Source organism: Pseudomonas sp. AC229 (genome assembly GCF_979254655.1).
Window position 1 is genome coordinate 135,217 of sequence record NZ_CEEDHK010000010.1, and the last position, 20,669, is coordinate 155,885.

The 20,669-nt window shown below is 60.9% G+C and carries 12 protein-coding genes; 6 read left to right on the forward strand and 6 right to left on the reverse strand.

All coding sequences use genetic code 11. From position 1 onward, the window contains the following. Nucleotides 1–17: 17 nt before the first annotated feature. Entirely contained in the window at nucleotides 18–4,142 is a 4,125-nt protein-coding gene (locus AC0IW7_RS15340) for a chemotaxis protein CheB (RefSeq protein WP_471819163.1), read from the reverse strand. A 255-nt stretch (nucleotides 4,143–4,397) separates the two neighbouring features. Continuing rightward, a complete protein-coding gene (locus AC0IW7_RS15345) occupies nucleotides 4,398–4,670 on the reverse strand; it encodes a DUF1652 domain-containing protein (RefSeq protein ID WP_471819165.1) in 273 nt (90 codons plus the stop codon). Nucleotides 4,671–5,069: 399 nt separating this feature from the next. On the opposite strand from AC0IW7_RS15345, the gene AC0IW7_RS15350 reads away from it, so the two are divergent. Further along, a complete protein-coding gene (locus AC0IW7_RS15350; protein WP_471819167.1) occupies nucleotides 5,070–7,442 on the forward strand; it encodes a catalase in 2,373 nt (790 codons plus the stop codon). Between the two features lie 56 nt (nucleotides 7,443–7,498). Here AC0IW7_RS15350 and AC0IW7_RS15355 read toward each other — a convergent pair whose 3' ends face one another. Both AC0IW7_RS15355 and AC0IW7_RS15360 read right to left on the reverse strand, forming a co-directional pair. Further along, complete coding sequence (locus tag AC0IW7_RS15355) at nucleotides 7,499–10,288, reverse strand: autotransporter outer membrane beta-barrel domain-containing protein (protein ID WP_471819169.1); 2,790 nt, start codon at nucleotides 10,286–10,288, stop codon at nucleotides 7,499–7,501. A 275-nt stretch (nucleotides 10,289–10,563) separates the two neighbouring features. Beyond that, a complete protein-coding gene (locus AC0IW7_RS15360; RefSeq protein ID WP_471819171.1) occupies nucleotides 10,564–12,492 on the reverse strand; it encodes a hybrid sensor histidine kinase/response regulator in 1,929 nt (642 codons plus the stop codon). Between the two features lie 441 nt (nucleotides 12,493–12,933). On the opposite strand from AC0IW7_RS15360, the gene AC0IW7_RS15365 reads away from it, so the two are divergent. The 5 genes from AC0IW7_RS15365 (at nucleotide 12,934) to AC0IW7_RS15385 (ending at nucleotide 17,154) form a co-directional block, all read left to right on the forward strand. Continuing rightward, nucleotides 12,934–13,719: a transporter substrate-binding domain-containing protein gene (locus tag AC0IW7_RS15365; RefSeq protein WP_122495268.1), complete on the forward strand. Its 786-nt coding sequence runs from the start codon at nucleotides 12,934–12,936 to the stop codon at nucleotides 13,717–13,719. An 85-nt stretch (nucleotides 13,720–13,804) separates the two neighbouring features. Next, on the forward strand, nucleotides 13,805–14,533 hold the full coding sequence (locus tag AC0IW7_RS15370; protein ID WP_122495266.1) for an ABC transporter permease: 729 nt from the start codon (nucleotides 13,805–13,807) through the stop codon (nucleotides 14,531–14,533). Then, nucleotides 14,530–15,240 (forward strand): ABC transporter permease, encoded by a 711-nt coding sequence (locus AC0IW7_RS15375; RefSeq protein WP_122495264.1) that lies wholly within the window; start codon nucleotides 14,530–14,532, stop codon nucleotides 15,238–15,240. Before AC0IW7_RS15370 ends, AC0IW7_RS15375 begins: the two co-directional genes overlap by 4 nt. 9 nt (nucleotides 15,241–15,249) lie before the next feature. Continuing rightward, nucleotides 15,250–16,377: a succinylglutamate desuccinylase/aspartoacylase family protein gene (locus tag AC0IW7_RS15380; RefSeq protein ID WP_471819174.1), complete on the forward strand. Its 1,128-nt coding sequence runs from the start codon at nucleotides 15,250–15,252 to the stop codon at nucleotides 16,375–16,377. Between the two features lie 12 nt (nucleotides 16,378–16,389). Then, nucleotides 16,390–17,154, forward strand: coding sequence for an ATP-binding cassette domain-containing protein (locus AC0IW7_RS15385; RefSeq protein ID WP_122495260.1), 765 nt, complete (start codon nucleotides 16,390–16,392; stop codon nucleotides 17,152–17,154). Between the two features lie 148 nt (nucleotides 17,155–17,302). Here AC0IW7_RS15385 and dcd read toward each other — a convergent pair whose 3' ends face one another. Both dcd and AC0IW7_RS15395 read right to left on the reverse strand, forming a co-directional pair. After that, nucleotides 17,303–17,869, reverse strand: coding sequence for a dCTP deaminase (dcd, locus tag AC0IW7_RS15390; protein WP_108097498.1), 567 nt, complete (start codon nucleotides 17,867–17,869; stop codon nucleotides 17,303–17,305). 343 nt (nucleotides 17,870–18,212) lie between these two features. Next, entirely contained in the window at nucleotides 18,213–20,669 is a 2,457-nt protein-coding gene (locus tag AC0IW7_RS15395; protein WP_471819176.1) for a TonB-dependent siderophore receptor, read from the reverse strand.

Here is a 20,669-nt window from a genome sequence, read left to right on the forward strand (position 1 = left end):
AGCGTGGCGCTGGCGTCTTAGTGGGGCTTGTTCAATAGCGTGGCGACGGCTTCAAGCAGCGTGTCCATGGCCACCGGCTTTTGCAGGTGCAGATTGAAGCCCGCCGCCACCGCGTCGTCCACGTCCTGCTTGGTGCTGTAACCCGATAACGCAACGGCGGGCGTGTGCGGGTTGGCACTGGCTTGGCGGATGGCGCGCATCATTTGGTGGCCGTCGAGCAGCGGCATACCGATGTCCGAGAGAATCAGGTCGTAGCGGTTGTCTTTGGCCAACGCCAAGCCGCGCTCGCCGTTTTCAGCGGTGGTCACGGTGGCGTCTTCGCCTTCTAGCAGCATTTCCATGACGTTGAGAATATCGGGCGAGTCGTCGACCACCAACACCTGCACGCCGGTGAGACTGCCCGCCACGGCAGCGGCCTCGATGCCGGTTTTAAGTTGCAGCTCGGTTTGCAGACAGATCGGCAGCCACAGGCTGAAACGCGCCCCCCGCCCTCGCCCTTCAGAGAACGCTTCGATACGTCCGCCGTGGGCTTCGACCAATTGATGCACCAGCGCCAGGCCAATGCCCAGGCCGTTTTTGGAGCGGTGCACGTGTTGCATGTCGGCCTGGCCAAACAGATCAAATACCTTGCCGAGGAAATCCGGGTCGATGCCCTGGCCGGTGTCGACCACATCGAGCCGGGCGGCGTCACCATCACGGCTCACGGCCAGACTCACACGCCCACCGGCCGGGGTAAATTTCAAGGCGTTGTTGAGCAGGTTCCAGATCATTTGCTCAAGACGCGTGTTGTCGGCGTTGACGAACAGAGGCTCGCCCTCGTCGCGGTACGTAAGCTCGATGTGGTCACCTTCGGCGATGGGCTTGAACATGTCGAAGGTGTTGCGCACGGAGTCGCTGAAGTCGCGCACGGCCATGCTCAGGTTGAGCTTGCCGGTGCGCACGCGGGAAATGTCCATCAGGTCGTCGATAATGCGCGACTGGTTGCGCACGGCGGCCTGAATGGCATCGCCGGCCCGGTTAAGCGGCGGCGAAGCTTTGAACAACGGCGTGCGGGTCATCACGTCCATGTTCAGTTGAATAAGGTTCAGCGGGTGTTTGAGTTCGTGGGACAGCACGGCGAAAAACTCGTCTTTACGCTCGTTGCTGGCCTGGGCGGTGAACAACAGGTTTTCGCTTTCGTGGGCGCGGCGTTGCTGTTCGGTGAGGTCGTGCGCCACCAGTGCAAAACCGTGCAACGTGCTGTTGAACATCGGCTGCAGCAGGCAATGGCTGGGCACATGGCTGCCATTGCTGCAGACGAAACTGCGCGCCTCGCTGAGTTGACCCTCGCGCTCGGCGCGCTGGCGGTCGCGCTCCGGCAAGCCTTGGGCGCGATCTTCCTGCTGGTAGAGCAGGTCCAGCGACTTGCCAACGACCGAGCTGGCTTCGTGGCCAAACAGCAATTCAGCCCCGCCGTTCCATGAGGTGATGATGCCGGCGCAGTCCATCGTGACGATTGCGTAGGCCTTGATGCTCTGGGCCAACAATTTGGTGTGGGCTTCGCCGGCGCGCATTTTTTCTTCGGCGAAGCGCCGGCTGGTGATGTCGATAAAGGTCAGCACCGAGCCTTGGATGCGGTCGTCGGTGGTGCGGTACGGCAGGAACCGCGCCAGGTACCAGCGGCCATCGGCGCTGGTGACTTCCCGTTCGATCAGGCGCAGTTCTTCAAAGGCGCGCGTGGCATCGCTGATCAGGTCGGGGTAATCGAGGCGGTGGGTGATGTCGAGTATCGAGCGGCCGGCGTCATTGCGAATGACGTTGAAGATGTCGCCGGTGCGCGGGGTAAACCATTTGATGCGCATCTGCCGGTCGACAAACAGCGTCGCGATATCGGTGGAGGAAATCAGGTTTTGCAGGTCGTCGGTGATCTTGCTGGCTTCGTCAACTTTCACCTTCAGCTCGGCGTTCACCGTCACCAATTCTTCGTTGATCGACTGCAGCTCTTCCTTGCTCGTTTCCAGCTCTTCGGTGGCCGAGCGCAGTTCTTCGTTGATGGCCTGAAGCTCTTCGTTCGAGGCGCGCAGTTCTTCGGTGGAAGCATCGGAATGCTCCATGGTTTGTTGCAGTTGTTCTTTGGTCTGCTGCAGCTCGGCTTCCAGATGAGTCAGCACCGAATCTTTGCTGGCGCCACGTTGCAGCGGGCCCGGGTCGAGGCTGTCATCAACCTTGTCGAACAGCACCAGCACGTAGTCGCTGGCCGACTCGGAATCGCGGAACGGCTTGACCACCATGTTGACGTAACTGGCGCTGCCGCCCTGCTCCAGCTTCACACGCCGGGCGTCCACGCTCTTACCGGTCTTGATCGCCTGATACAGCGCGGTGCGCAGTTCCAGTCGCAGTTCCGGGTGCACGACCGCAGGCAAGTTGAGCGTTGGTTCGCCACCGATGTAGCGCAGGAATTCGCCCGCCCGGGCCGACATATGCACGATGTCGGAATCGAAATTAACGATCACGCTTGGCGGCGCGTACTGCTCCAGCACACGCTGGTGCACATCGGCAAACGAGGGTCTGCGCTGCGGCACATTCAGCCCTCGCGGCACGGGCATCGGCAACGGGCCGGAGAACGTGCTGATGGGCATGCTCGGCCGTTTGTGCGAAGAATTCTTAGCGCGGTAGATGCGATTTTTCTTATCCACCACAGCGAACAAATTCGGGCACGCATCGGCTGTTTCCGAACTGCCGAGAAACAGCAGGCCGCCTGGGTTCAGGGCGAAGTGGAACATGCGCAGCACTTCGGCCTGAATGTCGCGGTCGAGGTAAATGAGCAGATTGCGGCACGAGATCATGTCCAGCCGCGAGAACGGCGGGTCGCGCAGAATGTTGTGGGTGGCGAACAGGATTTTCTCGCGCACCTCTTTCTTCACTCGGTAGTAGGCCGCTTCCTTGGTGAAGAACTGGCGCAGGCGCGTGGGGCTGACGTCGGTGAGAATCGATTCCGGGTACAGACTGGAGCGGGCAATGGCCAGGGCGCTGTCGTCGATGTCGGTGGCGAACACATGCAGTTCGGCGTTGCTCATGGTTTGCTCGGCGTGTTCGCTGAGCAGCATGCACAACGAATACGCCTCTTCGCCGGTGGAACAGGCCACGGACCACACGCGAATCTGCGCGTCGCCGTCGCCGTCAATGGGTTTGTCGAACAGCGCGGGGATCACCTCGCGCTCCAGCGCTTCGAACGCTTCCACGTCGCGAAAGAAGTTGGTCACGCCGATCAACATGTCATCCAGCAGCGCCGGGGTTTCTTCCATGTGCTCGTTGAGCAGCGTGGTGTAGGCCGGCATATCGCTGATGCCGTTGACCTGCATGCGCCGCTCGATTCGACGCAGCACCGTGGCTTGTTTGTAGTGCTTGAAATCGTGGCCAGTGCGCGCTCGCAGCAGGCTGAGGATGTCGCGCAGGGCAATCTCGCTGGATTTGGCCAGTTGCGCGTCGGGCTCCTTGCGCACCTCGTCCGGGGCATCCGGCAAGGGAATGTGCAGTTCCTGAATGTTGTTGCTCAGGTGCACCAAGCGGGCTGCCAATTCGGCTACCGGCAGCACGATATCGACCACGCCAGACTCAATAGCGCTGCGTGGCATGGAGGCGAATTCGGCTTCGTCGGGCGACTGCGCGAGGGTGATGCCGCCCTTCTCTTTGATACGTGCCAGGCCCACGGCGCCATCTGCGCCAGAGCCGGACAGCACCATGGCAATGGCGTGGGTTTGGTGCACTTCGGCCAGCGCGCGGAAGAACAGGTCGATGGCGACGTGCATGCCACGGGTGCGTTGCGGCGTGGCCAGGCGCAAGTGGCCGTCGTTCATCGACAGGTCCATGCCCGGCGGAATCACGTAAACATGGTTGGCTTCGATGGGAATGGCCTGGGCCACCTCGTGCACGGGCATGGCCGTGGCTTTTTGCAGAATGTACTCAAGCTGACTTTCGTGTTCAGGCGACAGGTGCATGACCACCACAAAGGCCATGCCGCAATCGTCAGGCATTTGCTCGAAGAGTTTGATCAGCGCCTGTAAACCACCTGCCGAGGCACCAATGCCTACAACCGGAAACGTGAGATGGCTGCGCGTCAATGACGGCGAATCCGAATCGCGCGGTTCTGGGGTGTCGCTCATGAAGACCTCAGGCAGTGAGGCGGGCGACGGGAAAAGTTCCTGATCGACGGCCTTGTGATCGGTGGAAAGCAAAAATAAACGCACAGCAGGCAAACGGCTGGGCACAGAGTTTAAAGCGCAAAGACGCCTCTATGGCAGGCCTTTTTAATAGGGCTGCCCGTGGCCGGAAAGTTCAAGGGGAATACGGCACGGCGCAAGGCTGGAGCGGCTTATGCAAGCCGGCGAATCGTCTGGGTAATGGCAGTGCACGCGCGCTTATCCCACCGAGTACAACGCCAGGGTTTGCTTGAGCAGTTGCGGTTGTAACAGGCGGATGTCGGATTCGATTTCATCGATGATCCGTTCGATGTCATCGCGATGCAGGCTGGCACTGCAGGCGATGCCGGCGATGGACAGCAGCGTGGCGCCGCTGTCGGGTTGGTAGATACGCACCAGCATCGAATGGGTGCTGTCCATGCTGGCTTCCAGGCCAAGGGGTGCGAAATGCTCCTGAAGCAACACACAGGCGGCGGGAAAGGATCGTTTCACGGCCAAACCTCGCGGGTTTCGCAAAAGGTGCAGATCAGCCTAGGCGAGGTTCAGCCGCCCTGCCCCGCATTTGGTCTGATAGCACGGCAGTGCCATGGCAATTGCTCGGCTGGACACTTTCTCTCTGCGCTGTCCCCAGCTTGCTGGCGAATTTCGCTCACGCGGGAAAGAACTTCGTTTCCAGGGTTCGCCAGCAAGCTGGCGCCTACGGAGGTGCCGGCAACGCCGTTTTGATAGCGCCGTTCAATCAGCCTGATAGCAAGATTCCCTGAACCTCTGCGTACCGCCGGCTCTCGATAACCCATAAGCCCACCGTGGGGCTTAACGGGATATTCAGCGAAGGACCTGCCGTAACGGTCGCTCGCTCCCCCCAAGGACCTACCTGATCAGGAGCATCTAATGGCTACGCCGAAAAAACCCGCCGCCGGTAAACCTTCCGCCAAACAAGCTACGCAGCCGCAACCACCGGCCACCGCCGGCCAACCCGCCAGCGCAACTCCGGCACAAGCGGCACAGGCCGAGGCCGTGCACCAAACCGTTGCCGCCTGCCCGTTCAACGCCAACAAAGCCAAGGAATATGGCGCTGCCTCGACCCGGCCAAGCCCAGGCGAAACGGTCGCCGCGCCACCGGTGGTCGGCGCCAGCACCTTGAGCGAAGACAATATCAACGAGAAGATCGGCGCCGCGCAGCCGGGCTTCAATGCCAATAGCGGCGAGCTGCCGCGCGTGCAAGCTGACAGCGCTGGCCAAGGGTTGACTACCAACCAGGGCGTACCGGTGGGCGATAACCAAAGCTCGCTGAAAGCCGGCCTGCGTGGCCCGGCGCTGCTGAAAGATTTCATCCTGCGCGAGAAGATCACCCACTTCGACCACGAACGCATTCCAGAGCGCATCGTGCATGCCCGTGGCTCGGCGGCTCACGGTTTTTTTGAAGCCTACGAAGACCTCAGCGAAATCACCCGCGCTGCGCCTTTCGCCGCTGCCGGTAAACAAACGCCGGTGTTTGTGCGCTTCTCCACCGTGGCCGGTGAACGTGGCTCGAAAGACACCGCCCGCGATGCCCGTGGTTTCGCCGTGAAGTTCTACACCGACCAGGGCAACTGGGATCTGGTGGGCAACAACATTCCGGTGTTCTTCATTCAGGACGCGATGAAATTCCCTGACCTGGTGCACGCGGTCAAACCCGAACCGCACCACGGCATGCCGCAAGCCGCGTCGGCGCACGACACCTTTTGGGACTTCATCTCGCTGTCGCCAGAAGCGGCTCACATGATCATGTGGGTGATGTCTGACCGTGGCATTCCGCGCAGCTACCGGATGATGCAGGGCTTCGGGGTGAACACCTTCCGCTTCGTCAACGCGCGCGGCGAATCGCATTTTGTGAAGTTCCACTGGAGCCCGTTGCTCGGCACGCACTCGCAGGTGTGGGACGAAGCGGTGAAAGTCTCCGGGGCCGACCCGGATTACCACCGCCGCGACCTGTGGGAAGCCATCGAGGCTGGCGCCTATCCTGAATGGGAGCTGGGTGTGCAGGTGGTGAGCGAGGCGCAGGCTGAAGCGTTCAGCTTCGACATTCTCGACCCGACCAAACTGATTCCCGAAGAATTAGTACCGGTGCGGCCTGTGGGGCGCATGGTGCTCAACCGCAACCCTGATAACTTTTTTGCCGAAACCGAGCAGGTGGCGTTCTGCGCGGCCCATGTGATTCCGGGCATCGATTTCAGCAACGACCCGCTGCTGGCTGGCCGCATTCACTCGTATGTGGACACGCAAATCAGCCGTTTGGGTGGCGCGAATTTCCACGAAATCCCGATCAACTCGCCGCTAGCGCCGGTGCACAACAACCAGCGCGATGGTATGCATCGGCAAACCATCAACCGCGGCCGTGTGGCGTATGAGCCGAACTCGCTGGCTGGCGGCTGTCCGTTCCAGACCGGCGAGATGGGTTTCGTGCCCTTCCCCGAGCCGGTGCAAGGCGACGAGGTACGCGGCAAACCGGAGAAATTCGCTGAGCATTACAACCAGGCCACGCTGTTCTTCAACAGCCAAGCACCGTTCGAACAGCAGCACATCATTGACGCGCTGCGTTTCGAGCTGAGCAAAGTGACAGTGCCGGCGGTGCGCACGCGCATGCTCGCGCAGTTGCGCAACATCTCGGAAAAACTGGCCCAAGGTGTCGCTGATGGGCTGGGCGCACCGCTGCCGGAGCCGTTGCCAAAAGCATTGGTGACGCCGGTTAAGCCGGAAGTTGAGCTGTCGCCGTCATTGTCGTTGTTGGCGCGGCCGGGAGACGGCAGCATCAAGACGCGCCAGATCGCCATTCTGGTGGCCAACGGCATTGATGAGGCCAGCGTGAAAACCGTCGCCGAAGGCTTGATTGCCGAAGACGCGGTGGTGCGTTTGGTCGGTCCGCGTGTGGGTGCGTTTACCGGTGCGGCAGGCGGCGAAGTGGTGGCCGATGCGTCGCTGGAAAACCAACCGTCGCCGTTGTTCGATGCGGTGTATGTGCCCAACGGCCAAGCCGCCATCGAAGCGCTGAAAGCCGATGGCCGTGCGTTAGAGTTTCTACGCGACGCGTTCCGTCATGGCAAAACCATTGCCAGCGCGGGCGGTGGCAGTGCCTTGCTGCAACAGGCGAATATCGATATCGCCAGCAGTGTGCCGGGGGTCATCGTGGCGAAGGCGGCCGATAAAGGCTTGGTGAAATCGTTCGTGGAAGCGGTGGCTAAACACCGCCATCCAGAACGCGAAACCAATCCGCCGAAGGTGTAACCAGCAGCGGTGCAGAGCGGCTGACGACGGTGTTCGTCAGCCGCTCTGCCCTGGCGTTAGAAGAGATACCGCGCACCCAGATTGACTGCCCAGGGTTGGTCTACCTGACGGCCTTGCGCATGTTCGACATCCAGAGAAATCTTGGTTGCCTGACTCACCTGCAACACCCCACCAAAGCCGACTTCGACGCGAGCATCAGCCACCTTGTTGTCCAAGGTGTAGCCGTTGACTTCAACCGAACTTTCACCGGCGAACTCGTGCACATACGAGGCTTTCACGTAAGGCTGAAACGCCAAGCCATTGGGCTGCGTGAGCGTTCTGCCTAGCAACACTCCGACCCGGCCTTGTAACGAGCTGGCGTCGCCAGGCGCCACTTTCAGCCCGTTACTTGCGGTGTAGCGCTCGGCGCCTATGTGGGTATAGGTGAGCTCCACCTGCGGCTCGATATACCAGTTGTGTTGCAAGCTGATCTGCCGCCCGAATTCGATATCGGCGGCGTACCCGCTGGCGCGGTAACTGCCTTTGATGCGGCTACCGGTGTTGGCCTGGGTTTTAACCTCGTTCTCCATCCAGTTGTACTTCGCCACGCTGTCGAGGTAGTACCCGCGCGCATCCATCCACGTTGCGTACACGCCCAGCAGGCGGCTGTTGATCTCGCCGTTGGCGCCTGCGCCGAAATGCTGCGATGACGTTGCCGCGCCGACCATGGCGCCGAGGTACAGCTTGGCCTCTGGCAGGTCGATGGCCTGGTCGGCCCCCACTTCCAGGCCACGAACCTGCTGAGTGAACGCGCGGCTGTGGCCATTCTCGACGTTGAAGCGCTTGGCAATGCCGCGCGTCCAGACGCCGCCACGGTCATCGCCCATGCGCAACTCACCCAGGCGTTTGACCAACGCATTCATTTCCGCGCCCCACAGCACGGCAGCCGCGACCTGATTGCCCAGCGCCGCATTGCTGCCGTCGGAGATACTGTCGACCGCGTTAATCGAGGTGTTGCGCAGCAGCCAGTCGTCACCTTCCTTCTCCAGGGTGTAGCGGAACGCGCCGGCATCTACATAAGGCCGACCTGCCAGGGCAAACCTCCCCGCGCCGCCGCTGCCATCGACCACCAGCAGTTCGCCGTTGGCAGCGCCCGGCTCGCGACCGGAGTCGGCGATTATCAAGGTCTGGTCGTCCTGCACGGCGCCGAGCACGGTGAGCAGATCCCCGCGTTCGCCGGCCAAATCGGTGTTTAGGGCGAAAATGCCGGAACCGGTGAGATCACCCTGAACGGTCAACGTCTTGAAAGTTGTGCCGGGCTGGAAGGCCACGGTGCCGCTGTTGTGCAAGTCGACGAGCGTAGAGTCGCCGGTGACGTTCCAGCGACTGGTGTCCAGGACATCAAGTCGATCAAGGTGCTGGACAGCGCCAGTCAGTGTCGAGTTATCCAGATTCAGCTCGGAATCTCCGGTGCTGGCGCCAGCCACCTGGACGTCGCCTGTCAGCACGCTGTGCTGCGCCAATACCCGCACGGCGCCATGGGCGACGCTGGCGCCGTTGACCAGGTTCTCATTGATGTCGAGCAGTCGCTGCCCGCTGACGGTGGTGTTGCTCAGTGTCACGTCGAGTTTCCCGCCAATTACGGCGATGGCCGAACCCTGCCCTGCGGTCAGGCTACCGCCCTCGACCGTCGCTTGGTTCAACTGGTCATCGGCGGTGCCCACGGCGCCCAGGACAATGCTGTCCAAGCCGGCTGCACTTGCCCGAACATTCTCCAGCGTTAGCGTGGCGCCTCGGTTCATTAGGGCGGCGGCCGCGCCGTCACCCTGGGCTGTCACGTCCATGTCGGTGGCGGCAATGCGCGAATCTATCGCCGCCATCAAGCCGACTCCGCCATTGCGGGTATTAACCGTGCCCGTGTTGAGCGTGACCATGCCGCCCGATACGGCAAACGCCCCAACGCCGGCGTCATCAAGGGATATGGAGATGCCGGTGGCATCGATTCTGGCGGTATCGCCTTGGCTATATAACCCGTGGGCTTGTTCGCCCAAAGTCGTGATGGTTACCTTGCGCAAGGTCGCCGTGCCGTCCTGGCTGGAGACTCCGACAGCCCCGTCGCCCTCGGTGCGAATGCTCACGTCATCGAGATTGGCCGTGGCATCTACGCTGGCTAACCACACACCGTGGGCGTCTTCACCCGAGGTGCTGATCTGGCTGCCGCTGACTTGAACCGTGGCGTCGGAATTAACGTTGATGCCAACCGAAAAATCCCCGCGTGTGGTGACACGGCTGTCGACGATGTTGGCGGTTGCCGGCATCGCAGCACTGGTGCCCATGAGCATCAGGGCATGGGCTTCGATACCTGAGGTTTCGACTGCGCTGTGGGTCAGCACCACCCCTGCGTTGTCGAAAACCCCCATACCGATGGCCGACCCACCGGCCGTAGAGACCGTGACGTTTTCCAGTTCCACCCGGGAAGACGTATCGCTAAACACGCCGTAGCCCATGGTTTTGCTGGTAGAAACGCTGCCGTTGTTCAGCGAGATGCGTGCGCGGTCCGTCGCCGACACGCCGATAGCGCTTGAGCCCTCCGCGCTGATCTGCGCTTGTACGAGGTCGATGCGCCCGTCGTTGCTGGCTTCTACCGCCGAGGCGGTGGAGCCGGTCGTGCGCAAGGTGAGGCTGTTGCCAGTCAGCGTGCCTTCTGACTTGAGGGCCGCAGAAGCGTGGCCGCGCGTTGTGATGCTTGAGTGGGTGACCTCCACCACGTCGCCGGCATTGACCGAGACTCCCGGTGATTGGCCGGTGCTGGTATCGATGGTTTGCCCGGTGATAACGGTGGGCGCCGCGACGGCATACGTTTGCATAACCGTCAGATTGATCAGTGCCGCCAGCAACAGCTGGCGCCCCGGCGGTCGCCCCTTTTGGCATGAAAGGGTTCGGGGCATATCTAGTGGGTTCATCATTCAGACTCCGGCAATTTTGATTGCCGGCAGTCTTCTTAGTCAGGGGCACGCGACGCCATGGGAGCATTCGGTTATTGGCCCAGGAACGTTCTGAAGCTTTACAACCAACCCTTTTTCCAAGCCGCTAGTGCACCACCTGCCAGCGCACCCTTCAGCGGTGCGTACGGGTCAATCCACTAGGGACACAATTCAAGCAGTGCCTGCACTAATTCCGACTGGCTAAACGGTTTGCCTATATGGGGCAAGGCGGCGTCGGTTTCGCTGAGTTTGTCGGCGTAACCGCTGGCGAGCAGTACCGGCAAGGTGGGCCAGCGTCGTTTGATGTGTTGGGCCAGTTCGGCGCCGGTCATCACGGGCATGGCCAAATCGGTCACCACCACGTCAATGCGCGCACCGTTGCCCAGCAGGTGCAGCGCCTGGTCGGCGGACGAGGCCTGCAGGGCGGTGCAGCCCAGGTCGTCGAGCATGGCCGCCGTGCTCAACAGCACCAGCGGATCATCATCCACCACCAGCACGTTCAACGGCTGCAATACGGATGTCACCGGCAGCACAGGCGTTTCGGCGCCCAGCCCAGCCACCGGCCCGTCGGCTACCGGCAACCACATTTCTGCGGTAGTGCCCTGCCCCAGCACACTGCTAAGCAGCAGTCGGCCGCCGGATTGCTGGGCGAAGCCATGCACCATCGACAGCCCCAAGCCGGTGCCTTTGCCGACGCCCTTGGTGGTGAAGAACGGTTCGCGGGCGCGCTCCAGCGTGTCGCTGTCCATGCCTTCACCGCTGTCGGTCACGGACAGGCACACATAGCGGCCGGCTTTGAGTTCACCGTCGTCGGCGGCGAGTTCTTCTTCACGCGCGGCGATCACAATCTGGCCGCCACTGGCCATGGCGTCACGGGCGTTGACGGCCAGGTTGAGCAAGGCCATTTCCAACTGGTTGCTGTCTGCGAACAGCGGGCTCAAGCGCAGCGGAAAGCGCACTTCAATGCGGGTTTGCGGCCCCAGCGCACGTTGCAGCATGTCGGACATACCGCGCACCAGTGCCGGCGCGTCGAGTGCTTCAACCACCAATTTCTGGCTGCGGGCAAAGGCCAGCATGCGTTGGGTCAGCGTGGCGCCGCGTTGCGCGCCTTGGATGGCGTTGTCGAGCAAGTTGAGCACTTTCGGGTCGTTGGGCACGCGCCGGCGCACCACTTCCAAACTGCCCAACACCACCATCAGCAGGTTGTTGAAGTCGTGGGCGATGCCGCCCGTAAGGCGCCCCAGCGATTCCATTTTCTGCGCCTGGAACAGCGATTCGCGCGCTTTCTCCAGCGCGTGCTGGGCTTCCATGGTTTCAGTGATGTCGCGGGTGATTTTGGCGAAGCCGATCAGCATGCCGAGGTCGTTGCGGATGGGATCAACCACCACGCTGGCCCAGAAGCGCGTGCCATCTTTACGGATGCGCCAGCCCTGACTTTCAAAACGCCCTTCGCTCACGGCGCGGCTCAGGCCCCGTTGCGGCTCGCCATTGGCGGCGTCTTCGGCGCTGAAAAACAGCGAGTAGTGCTTGCCGATGATTTCCTGCGGCGTGTAGCCCTTGATGCGCTGGGCGCCGGTGTTCCAGTTGGTGATCACGCCCGTGGGGTCGAGCATGTACAAGGCGTAGTCGGTCACGCCTTCGACCAACAAGCGGAACTGCTGCTCGCTCTGCTTCAGCGATTCTTCGGCGAGTTTGCGCTCGGTCAGGTCGCGGGTGACTTTGGCGTAGCCGATCAGGGTGCCGTGGGTGTCGCGGATGGGGTCGATGACCACATGGCACCAGAAGCGCTCGCCATCCTTGCGTTGCCGCCAGCCTTCGCCCTCGAACCGCCCTTCCCCTTCGGCGGTAGACAGCGCGCGCTCGGGCATGCCGCGGGCGCGGTCTTCTTCGGTGTAGAAGCGGGAGAAGTGCTGACCGAGAATTTCGCTTTCTTCGTAGCCTTTGAAGCGCTTGGCGCCAGCGTTCCAGCTGCTGACCAGACCGTTGGCGTCGAGCATATAAATGGCGTAGTCCGTGACCGCATCGAGGAGCATCCGGTAGCGGTCGTCGCTCATGAGAGGGTCGGGCTTGCGCTTTAACTGGGGCATGCAGGTTCCGCGGAGCTGTTGAGTGAAGAAAGAGAGGGGCAAATCTTAACGGTCCTCGCAGCGGTGGGTCCATGGTCCACGCCACAGGAGGCAGTGGTGTCGGGCCTGATGAGGTGTAGAGGCCACCCTTGGGGTTTGGTTCTGTGTAAATGCACCCGCCGAAAGTTGGAAACCCCCACCGTCATACGGCATTCGCTACCGCCACGCACCAGGCTGTTACCGAATGCCCCGTGTTGACGCACCGTTTCGGTGCAATGAAAAATTATCGTTAGTTGCCAAGGTTTTACGGGGCGGGTGGATAGCCAGGCGCGGCGGCTTTCTGATCCAATATGTCGATAGCGGTACAGTGGTTCGAAAATTGCTGGCATACACTCGTTCGGGACTGTTTCCCGTCGTACTTCCGCGTTATCTCACGTGATCTACACACTAAGGACACAAGCAATGAAGAAAGCATGGCTGACTCTTTCTGCCCTGGCCCTTTGCATTGGCGCCGGTGCGCTGCAAGCCAAAGAATTCAAAGAAATCCGCTTCGGTGTCGATCCTTCCTACGCTCCCTTCGAATCCAAAGCCGCTGACGGCAGCCTGGTTGGCTTCGACATCGACTTGGGCAACGCCATCTGCGCGGAGCTGAAAGTGAAGTGCAAATGGGTTGAAAGCGATTTCGACGGCATGATCCCTGGTTTGAAAGCACGCAAGTTCGACGGCGTGATTTCCTCCATGACCGTCACCCCGGCCCGCGAAAAAGTTATCGATTTCTCGGACGAACTGTTCTCCGGTCCTACCTCGCTGGTATTCAAGAAAGGCGCTGGCCTGACCGCTGACCCGGCGTCGCTGAAAGGCAAAACCGTGGGCTACGAGCAAGGCACCATTCAGGAAGCCTATGCCAAGGCCGTGCTGGATAAAGCCGGTGTGAAAACCCAGGCCTACCAGAACCAGGATCAGGTTTACGCCGACCTCACCAGCGGCCGTCTGGATGCGTCCATCCAGGACATGCTGCAAGCCGAGTTGGGCTTCCTGAAGTCGCCACAAGGCGCTGATTACGAAGTGAGCGAGGCGATCGACAGCGAACTGCTGCCGGCCAAAACCGCTATCGGCATCTCCAAGGGCAATGACGAACTCAAAGCCCTGCTGAACAAAGGCATCAAAGCCCTGCACGACGACGGCAAATACGCTGAAATCCAGAAGAAGCACTTCGGTGAGCTGAATCTGTACCTCGGCAATAAATAAGCCGAGCGGGCCGTCGCAATAACGGCCCAGTAACCGCCCACCCCGTCATACGGGTGGGCGTTTTGTTTAGCGATGAGCGTTCCTCATGTTCGAAAACCTGCTGCAATTTCTCGGGCTGTCGGCCTTCAGCTTGAAAGGCTTCGGCCCGCTGCTGCTGCTTGGCACCTGGATGACCATCAAATTATCGGTTCTGTCGCTGCTGGTGGCCGTTGTGCTCGGCCTGCTCGGCGCCAGCGCCAAACTGTCGAGCCTGCGCGCCCTGCGCATTCCGGCGCAGCTGTACACCACCCTGATTCGCGGCGTGCCCGACTTGGTGTTGATGCTGCTGATTTTCTACAGCCTGCAAACCTGGCTGTCGTCGTTCACCGACGCGATGGAGTGGGATTACATCGAGATCGATCCCTTCGCCGCCGGGGTCATTACCCTGGGCTTTATCTACGGCGCGTATTTCACCGAAACCTTTCGCGGCGCCATTCTGGCCGTGCCCCGTGGGCAGATTGAAGCTGCCACGGCCTATGGCCTGAAACGTGGCCAGCGCTTTCGCTATGTGGTGTTTCCGCAAATGATGCGCTTCGCCCTGCCGGGCATCGGCAATAACTGGATGGTGATGCTCAAAGCCACGGCGCTGGTGTCGATCATCGGCCTGGCCGACGTGGTGAAAGCCGCGCAAGACGCCGGCAAGAGCACCTATCAGTTGTTCTACTTTCTGGTGCTGGCGGCGCTGATTTACCTGGCGATCACCAGTGCGTCGAACTTTGTTTTACGACGCCTCGAACGGCGCTACGCGGCTGGCGCGCGGGAGGCGGTGCGATGATCGAGTTACTGCAGGAATACTGGAGACCGTTTCTCTACAGCGATGGCGTCAACATCACCGGGCTGGCCATGACCATGTGGCTGCTCAGTGCGTCGATTTTTTTCGGCTTTCTGGTCTCGATTCCGTTATCGATTGCCCGCGTTTCGCCCTCACGCCTGGTGCGCTGGCCGGTGCAGTTTTACACCTACCTGTTCCGTGGCACGCCGCTGTATATCCAGCTGCTGATTTGCTACACCGGCATCTACAGCATTGCCGCCGTGCGCGAAGTGCCGGTGCTCGACTCGTTCTTCCGCGACGCCATGAACTGCACGATTCTGGCCTTCTCGCTGAACACCTGCGCCTACACCACCGAGATTTTCGCCGGTGCCATTCGCAGCATGAACCACGGCGAAGTCGAAGCGGCCAAGGCTTATGGCCTTAACGGCTGGAAGCTGTATGCCTACGTGATCATGCCCTCGGCGCTGCGCCGTTCGTTGCCGTATTACAGCAACGAAGTGATTCTGATGCTGCACTCCACCACCGTGGCCTTCACCGCCACCGTGCCAGACATTCTCAAAGTCGCGCGGGACGCCAACTCGGCCACCTTCCTGACCTTTCAATCGTTCGGCATCGCAGCGCTGATCTACTTGGCCATCACCTTCACCCTGGTAGGCCTGTTTCGCTTGGCGGAAAAACGCTGGCTGGCCTTCCTCGGTCCCGCGCATTAAGGGTTGCCCATGCGTCATCAACAACACGAGCTTCTCGCCCCGGTGCCCGGCACCGCGCGGCAGATTCATAGCTTTCATTTCGGTTCGGCCTCGGTCGATCCGGCGGCCAAGCGCGCCTACATTCAGGCCTCGCTGCACGCCGACGAGTTGCCCGGCATGTTGGTGGCCTGGCACCTCAAGCAGCGGCTGACCGAGCTGGAAAACGCGGGCCAGATACTGGGTGAAGTGACCCTGGTGCCAGTGGCCAATCCCATCGGCCAGGCGCAAGTCGTCATGGATATGCCGCTGGGCCGCTACGAGCTGGAAACGCGCGAGAACTTTAACCGCGCCTTTATCAACGTCAGCCAGCACGTGGGCGACGAAGTGGAGTCGCTGCTCAACGACGACGCTGCGCACAACCTGCAACTGATCCGCGCCAGCCTGCATCAGGCGCTTACCCACGCCACGCCGACCACGCAATTGCAGTCGCAACGCCTGACCTTGCAGCGCCTGGCCTGTCAGGCCGATGTGGTGCTCGATCTGCACTGCGACTTCGAAGCCGTCGCGCACCTGTACACCACGCCCGAAGCCTGGGAGCGGGTCGAACCGCTGTCGCGCTACATCGGCGCCGACGCCAGCCTGCTGGCCAGCGATTCCGGCGGCCAGTCGTTCGACGAAAGCTTCAGCCTGTTCTGGCTACAGATGCAGCAGCGCTTCGGCGAGCGCTTCCCGATTGCCCAGGGTGCCATTGCCGTAACGGTGGAACACCGTGGCGTGCTCGACGTTTCCCACGCGCAGGCGGCCGCCGATTGCCAGGCCATTCTCAATTACCTGACCCACGTTGGTGTGCTGGCCGGTGAAGCCCCTGCCCTGCCCGCGTTGCGCCAGCCGGCAACGCCGCTGGCCGGCGTGGAACCGGTGACCACGCCGGTGGGCGGCTTGCTGGTATTTTGCGCCACGCCCGGGCAAGTGATGGCGGCGGGCGATCAGATTGCCGAAGTCATCGACCCGATCAGCGACAGCGTTACGCCCATTTATTGCAGCACGGCGGGCCTGCTGTACGCCCGTTCGATGCGCCGCATGGCCACGGCCGGCATGGCCATCGCCCACGTGGCCGGCAGCCAGGCCTACCGCAGCGGCTACCTACTTTCGCCTTGAGGTTTTTCGTCCATGTACAAACTGACCATTGATGGCCTGCATAAAAGCTATGGCGACAATGAAGTGCTCAAAGGCGTTTCACTGAAGGCCGCAAGTGGCGACGTGATCTGCCTGATCGGCGCGAGCGGCTCGGGCAAAAGCACGTTTTTGCGCTGCATTAACTTCCTTGAGCAACCCAACGACGGCGCCATGAGCCTGGACGGCCAACAAGTGCGCATGGTCGCCGACCGTGGCGGCATGCGTGTGGCTGATGAAGACGAACTGCAACGCCTGCGCTGCCGCCTGGCGATGGTGTTCCAGCACTTCAACCTGTGGAGCCACATGACGGTGCTGGAAAACATCACCATGGCGCCACGGCGGGTGCTGGGCGTGAGCAAGGAAGAAGCGGAAACCCGCGCGCGCCGTTACCTGGAAAAAGTCGGCTTGCCGGAGCGCGTCGCCAACCAATACCCGGCGTTTCTTTCCGGCGGTCAGCAACAGCGCGTGGCGATTGCCCGGGCCTTGGCCATGGAACCGGAAATCATGCTCTTCGACGAACCCACCTCCGCCCTTGACCCCGAACTGGTGGGCGAAGTGCTGAAAGTGATTCAGGCGCTGGCCGAAGAAGGCCGCACCATGATTTTGGTGACCCACGAAATGGGCTTCGCCCGTCAGGTGGCAAGCCAGGTGGTGTTTTTGCACCAAGGCAAAATCGAAGAACAAGGCGCGCCGAAGGATGTACTGGATAACCCGCAGAGCGAGCGCTTGCGGCAGTTTTTGAGCGGGAATCTGAAATAATCTTTTCCAGGAATCGAGGCTGAAGCCTCTCCCACAAAGGCCACGATCTCTGTGGGAGAGGCTTCAGCCTCGAGTCCCGCAAACGAACAGCTCGACCCAATAAAAAACCGGGCACATGGCCCGGTTTTTTTATCTTCGCTGCACGCTATCAAGCCTTGGGCAAGGTCACGCCCAGTTGGCCTTGGTATTTACCGCCACGGTCTTTGTACGACACTTCGCACGCTTCATCCGATTGCAGAAAGAGCATCTGCGCCACGCCTTCATTGGCGTAAATCTTCGCCGGCAAGGTGGTGGTGTTGGAGAACTCCAACGTCACGTGACCTTCCCATTCCGGCTCCAGCGGCGTGACGTTAACGATGATGCCGCAGCGTGCGTAGGTGCTTTTGCCCAGGCAGATGGTCAGCACGTCGCGCGGAATGCGGAAGAACTCGACGGTGCGTGCCAACGCGAAAGAGTTTGGCGGAATGATGCAGACATCGCTTTTAACGTCGACGAAGCTCTTTTCATCAAAGTTCTTCGGATCGACGGTGGCCGAGTTGATGTTGGTGAACACCTTGAATTCGTCGGCGCAGCGCACGTCGTAACCGTAACTCGACACCCCGTAAGAGATCAGCGCATTCGCGCCTTCTGCCCGTACTTGACGCTCCACAAAGGGCTCGATCATGCCGTGCTCTTGGGCCATGCGGCGAATCCACTTATCCGATTTGATGCTCATGGCGAGGTGTCCTGAATAGCGAGGTGAAAAAGTGTGGGCATCTTACCGGGAGCCACGGCGAGGTTCAAAGGGGCGCACGCCAGAACCCGCAATCCGCCCCGCCACCCACTCGGAGGCACGCGCCGGAATTGTGGGAGCGACTTCAGTCGCGATGGCCGTTACGCAGTCTCGCGCAAGATCACCTTTTCCAGGGAATCGCGACTGAAGTCGCTCCTACAGGTCTGTGGCTGCTGCCTGAATTTGTAGGAGCGACTTTAGTCGCGATGGCCGTTACGCAGTCTTCCGCAAGATCACCTTTTTCAGGGCTCGCCAGCAAGCTGGCTCCTACGGGTACACCGGTGCGTCAGAACTGCGGGGTGTATTTGACGGTGAACATGACGTTGCGCGGGTCGCCGTAGTAGTTGCCGCCATCAACGTCGTTGTACGCGGTGATGTAGTACTTCTTGTCGAACACGTTGTTAAGGTTCATCGCCAGGCCAATTTCATCGCTGGCCTGGTACGCCACGCGCGCGCTCCATACGGCCAGACCGGGCAATTCGAATTTGTCGTCCTGGCTGGGTGTATGGCTGCTGGCGTTGACGCCGGCGCCAAGGCTCACGCGGTTGAAATCGCCCGGCAGCTTGTAGCTCGACCACACGCGCAGCATGTGCTTGGGCGTCCAGGTGCTGAAAATTTCGCCTTCTTTCTGCGGATCTTTCAGGTATTTGGTGGTGTTGTAGGTGTAGCCGGCCGAGAGTTCCAGATCGGTTAACACCTCGCCACTGACCTCGGCTTCAAAGCCTTGGCTGCGTACTTCGCCCGCCGCTCGCGAACACAGCGAGCCGTTGCAGATATAGCCCAGGCTGGAGATCTGCGTGGCGCGGTTTTGGTGGTCGTAGCGAAACAGCGCAAAGGACACATTGACCCGCCCGTCAGCCAGCTCGCCTTTCAAGCCGGTCTCGTAGTTGCGGCCTTCGATGGGTTTGAGCGGTTTGTTGTCGAGCGTCGGTTCTGGTTGGGGAATAAATACTTCGGCATAGCTGACGTAGGCCGACCACTCGGGCGTGAGTTCATAAACCAGGCCGCTGTACGGGGTGAAACGTCCGGTGCTGCTGATTTGTGAATCCACGTCCCAGCCGGGCTGGCGCTGGCCGAGTTTTTCCTGGTAGGCGGTGTATTGGTAGTCATACCAACTGGTGCGCCCGCCCAAAATCAGGGTTAGCGGCTCCAGCAGTTTTACCCGCCAGGTGCCGTAAAGGCCTTTCTGGCGAACGTCGTATTCGCTGGGGTTGAGGCTGGCATTCGGTTTGCTGAGGATGTTTTCCATGTCCTCGTACGGCCGGTGGTGGTCGATATCCAAAATGCTTGCCGTCCAATCTCGGTAAGCGGCGTAAGCCCCTTCGCTGGTGTACTTCGAATAGTTGCCGCCCACGACCAGAGACTGCTCAAACCCCAGGCCCTCGAATTTGCCATCCACGAACATGTCGAGGCCGACGTTCTTGCTTTGATAGTCAGTGGCGTAGTCGAAATAGCCAGAGCCGCTGCCCTCGGCAACGACCAGATACTGATAGGTCGCCTCATTGCTCTCAACCATGCCAAACGCCGAGCTCTTGAATTTCCAGTCGTCGTTGAAGCGGTGCTCCAGATCCAGATAAACCGAGGTCTGGTCATTCATGCCGCGGTTCCATGTGGAGCCGGTGAAAGTCGAGCGCGGGAGGCCGATGTCGCTGCCGTCGGCATAACGCACCAGTCCGAGAAAGAACGGCCGGTAATGCCCTTGATGGTGATTGAAGCCAACGCCTACCGTGGTGCTGTCGCTGAGGTCGACATCCAGCGCGCCGTATACCGTCTGGTCCCAGTTCCATTTGTAGTCGACGAACGAGTCGCCTTGGGAATAGTCCACCACGGTGCGACCACGCACCGTGCCGGCTTCGTTCAGCGGGCCGCCGGCGTCCAGTTGCAGGCCGTAGCGGTCCCACGAACCGGCCTTGCCGGTGATGCTGACGGTGGGTTTGCCCTGCCCGCGCTTGCGCACCAGATTGACCGCGCCACCCGGGCTGTTGGCGCCTTGCAGCAGGCCCGCTGAGCCGCGCAGAAATTCCAGACGGTCGTAGATGGCCATCGATTCGGTCAGGTAGCTGCCCAGCGAGTAAATGTTGCGGGGCGTCGGCACGCCGTCGTATTGCAGCGCTTCGATATCGAAGCCGCGCGAGAACATGAACATGCCCGGGCCTGGCGACTTGGTGGAGGTCATGCCGGTGGTGTTGACCAGCGCTTCGGTGAGGCTGGTGATGTTCTGGTCGTCCATGCGTTGGCGGGTGAGCACGCTGACAGACTGGGGAATGTCTTTGAGCTTCTGCTCGCTTTTGCCGATGCTCAACGCGCCGGTGGTGTACGAGCCGCTGCCTTCGGTGGTAGTGCCGAGGGTTTGGCCGTTGATGTCGGTGGCGCCCAACTCCAGCGCCGAACCGGCTTGCACCGTGACCAGGCTATAGCGGCTGGCGCCCTCCTCGCGCAGTTGCAGATGGCTGCCGGCGAGTAGCTTGGCAAACCCTTCCTGAACCGAGTATTCGCCCCGCAAACCCGGCGAGCTGAGGCCGGCTGTTTGCGTGGAAGCGAACGACAGCATCACCCCACTGGCCGCCGCAAACTGGCTGAGCACGGTGCCCAACGGGCCAGCGCCGATGGTGTACTGGGTGCGGCTGGCATCGGTTTGCGCCCAAGCGGGCTGCGCACTGCCAAGTAACAGCGGGCCGCCGAGGGCGAAGCCGAACAATGCCAGGCGAACGCCTTTTGCCAGAAGGGGGTAATGCTGAGTCAT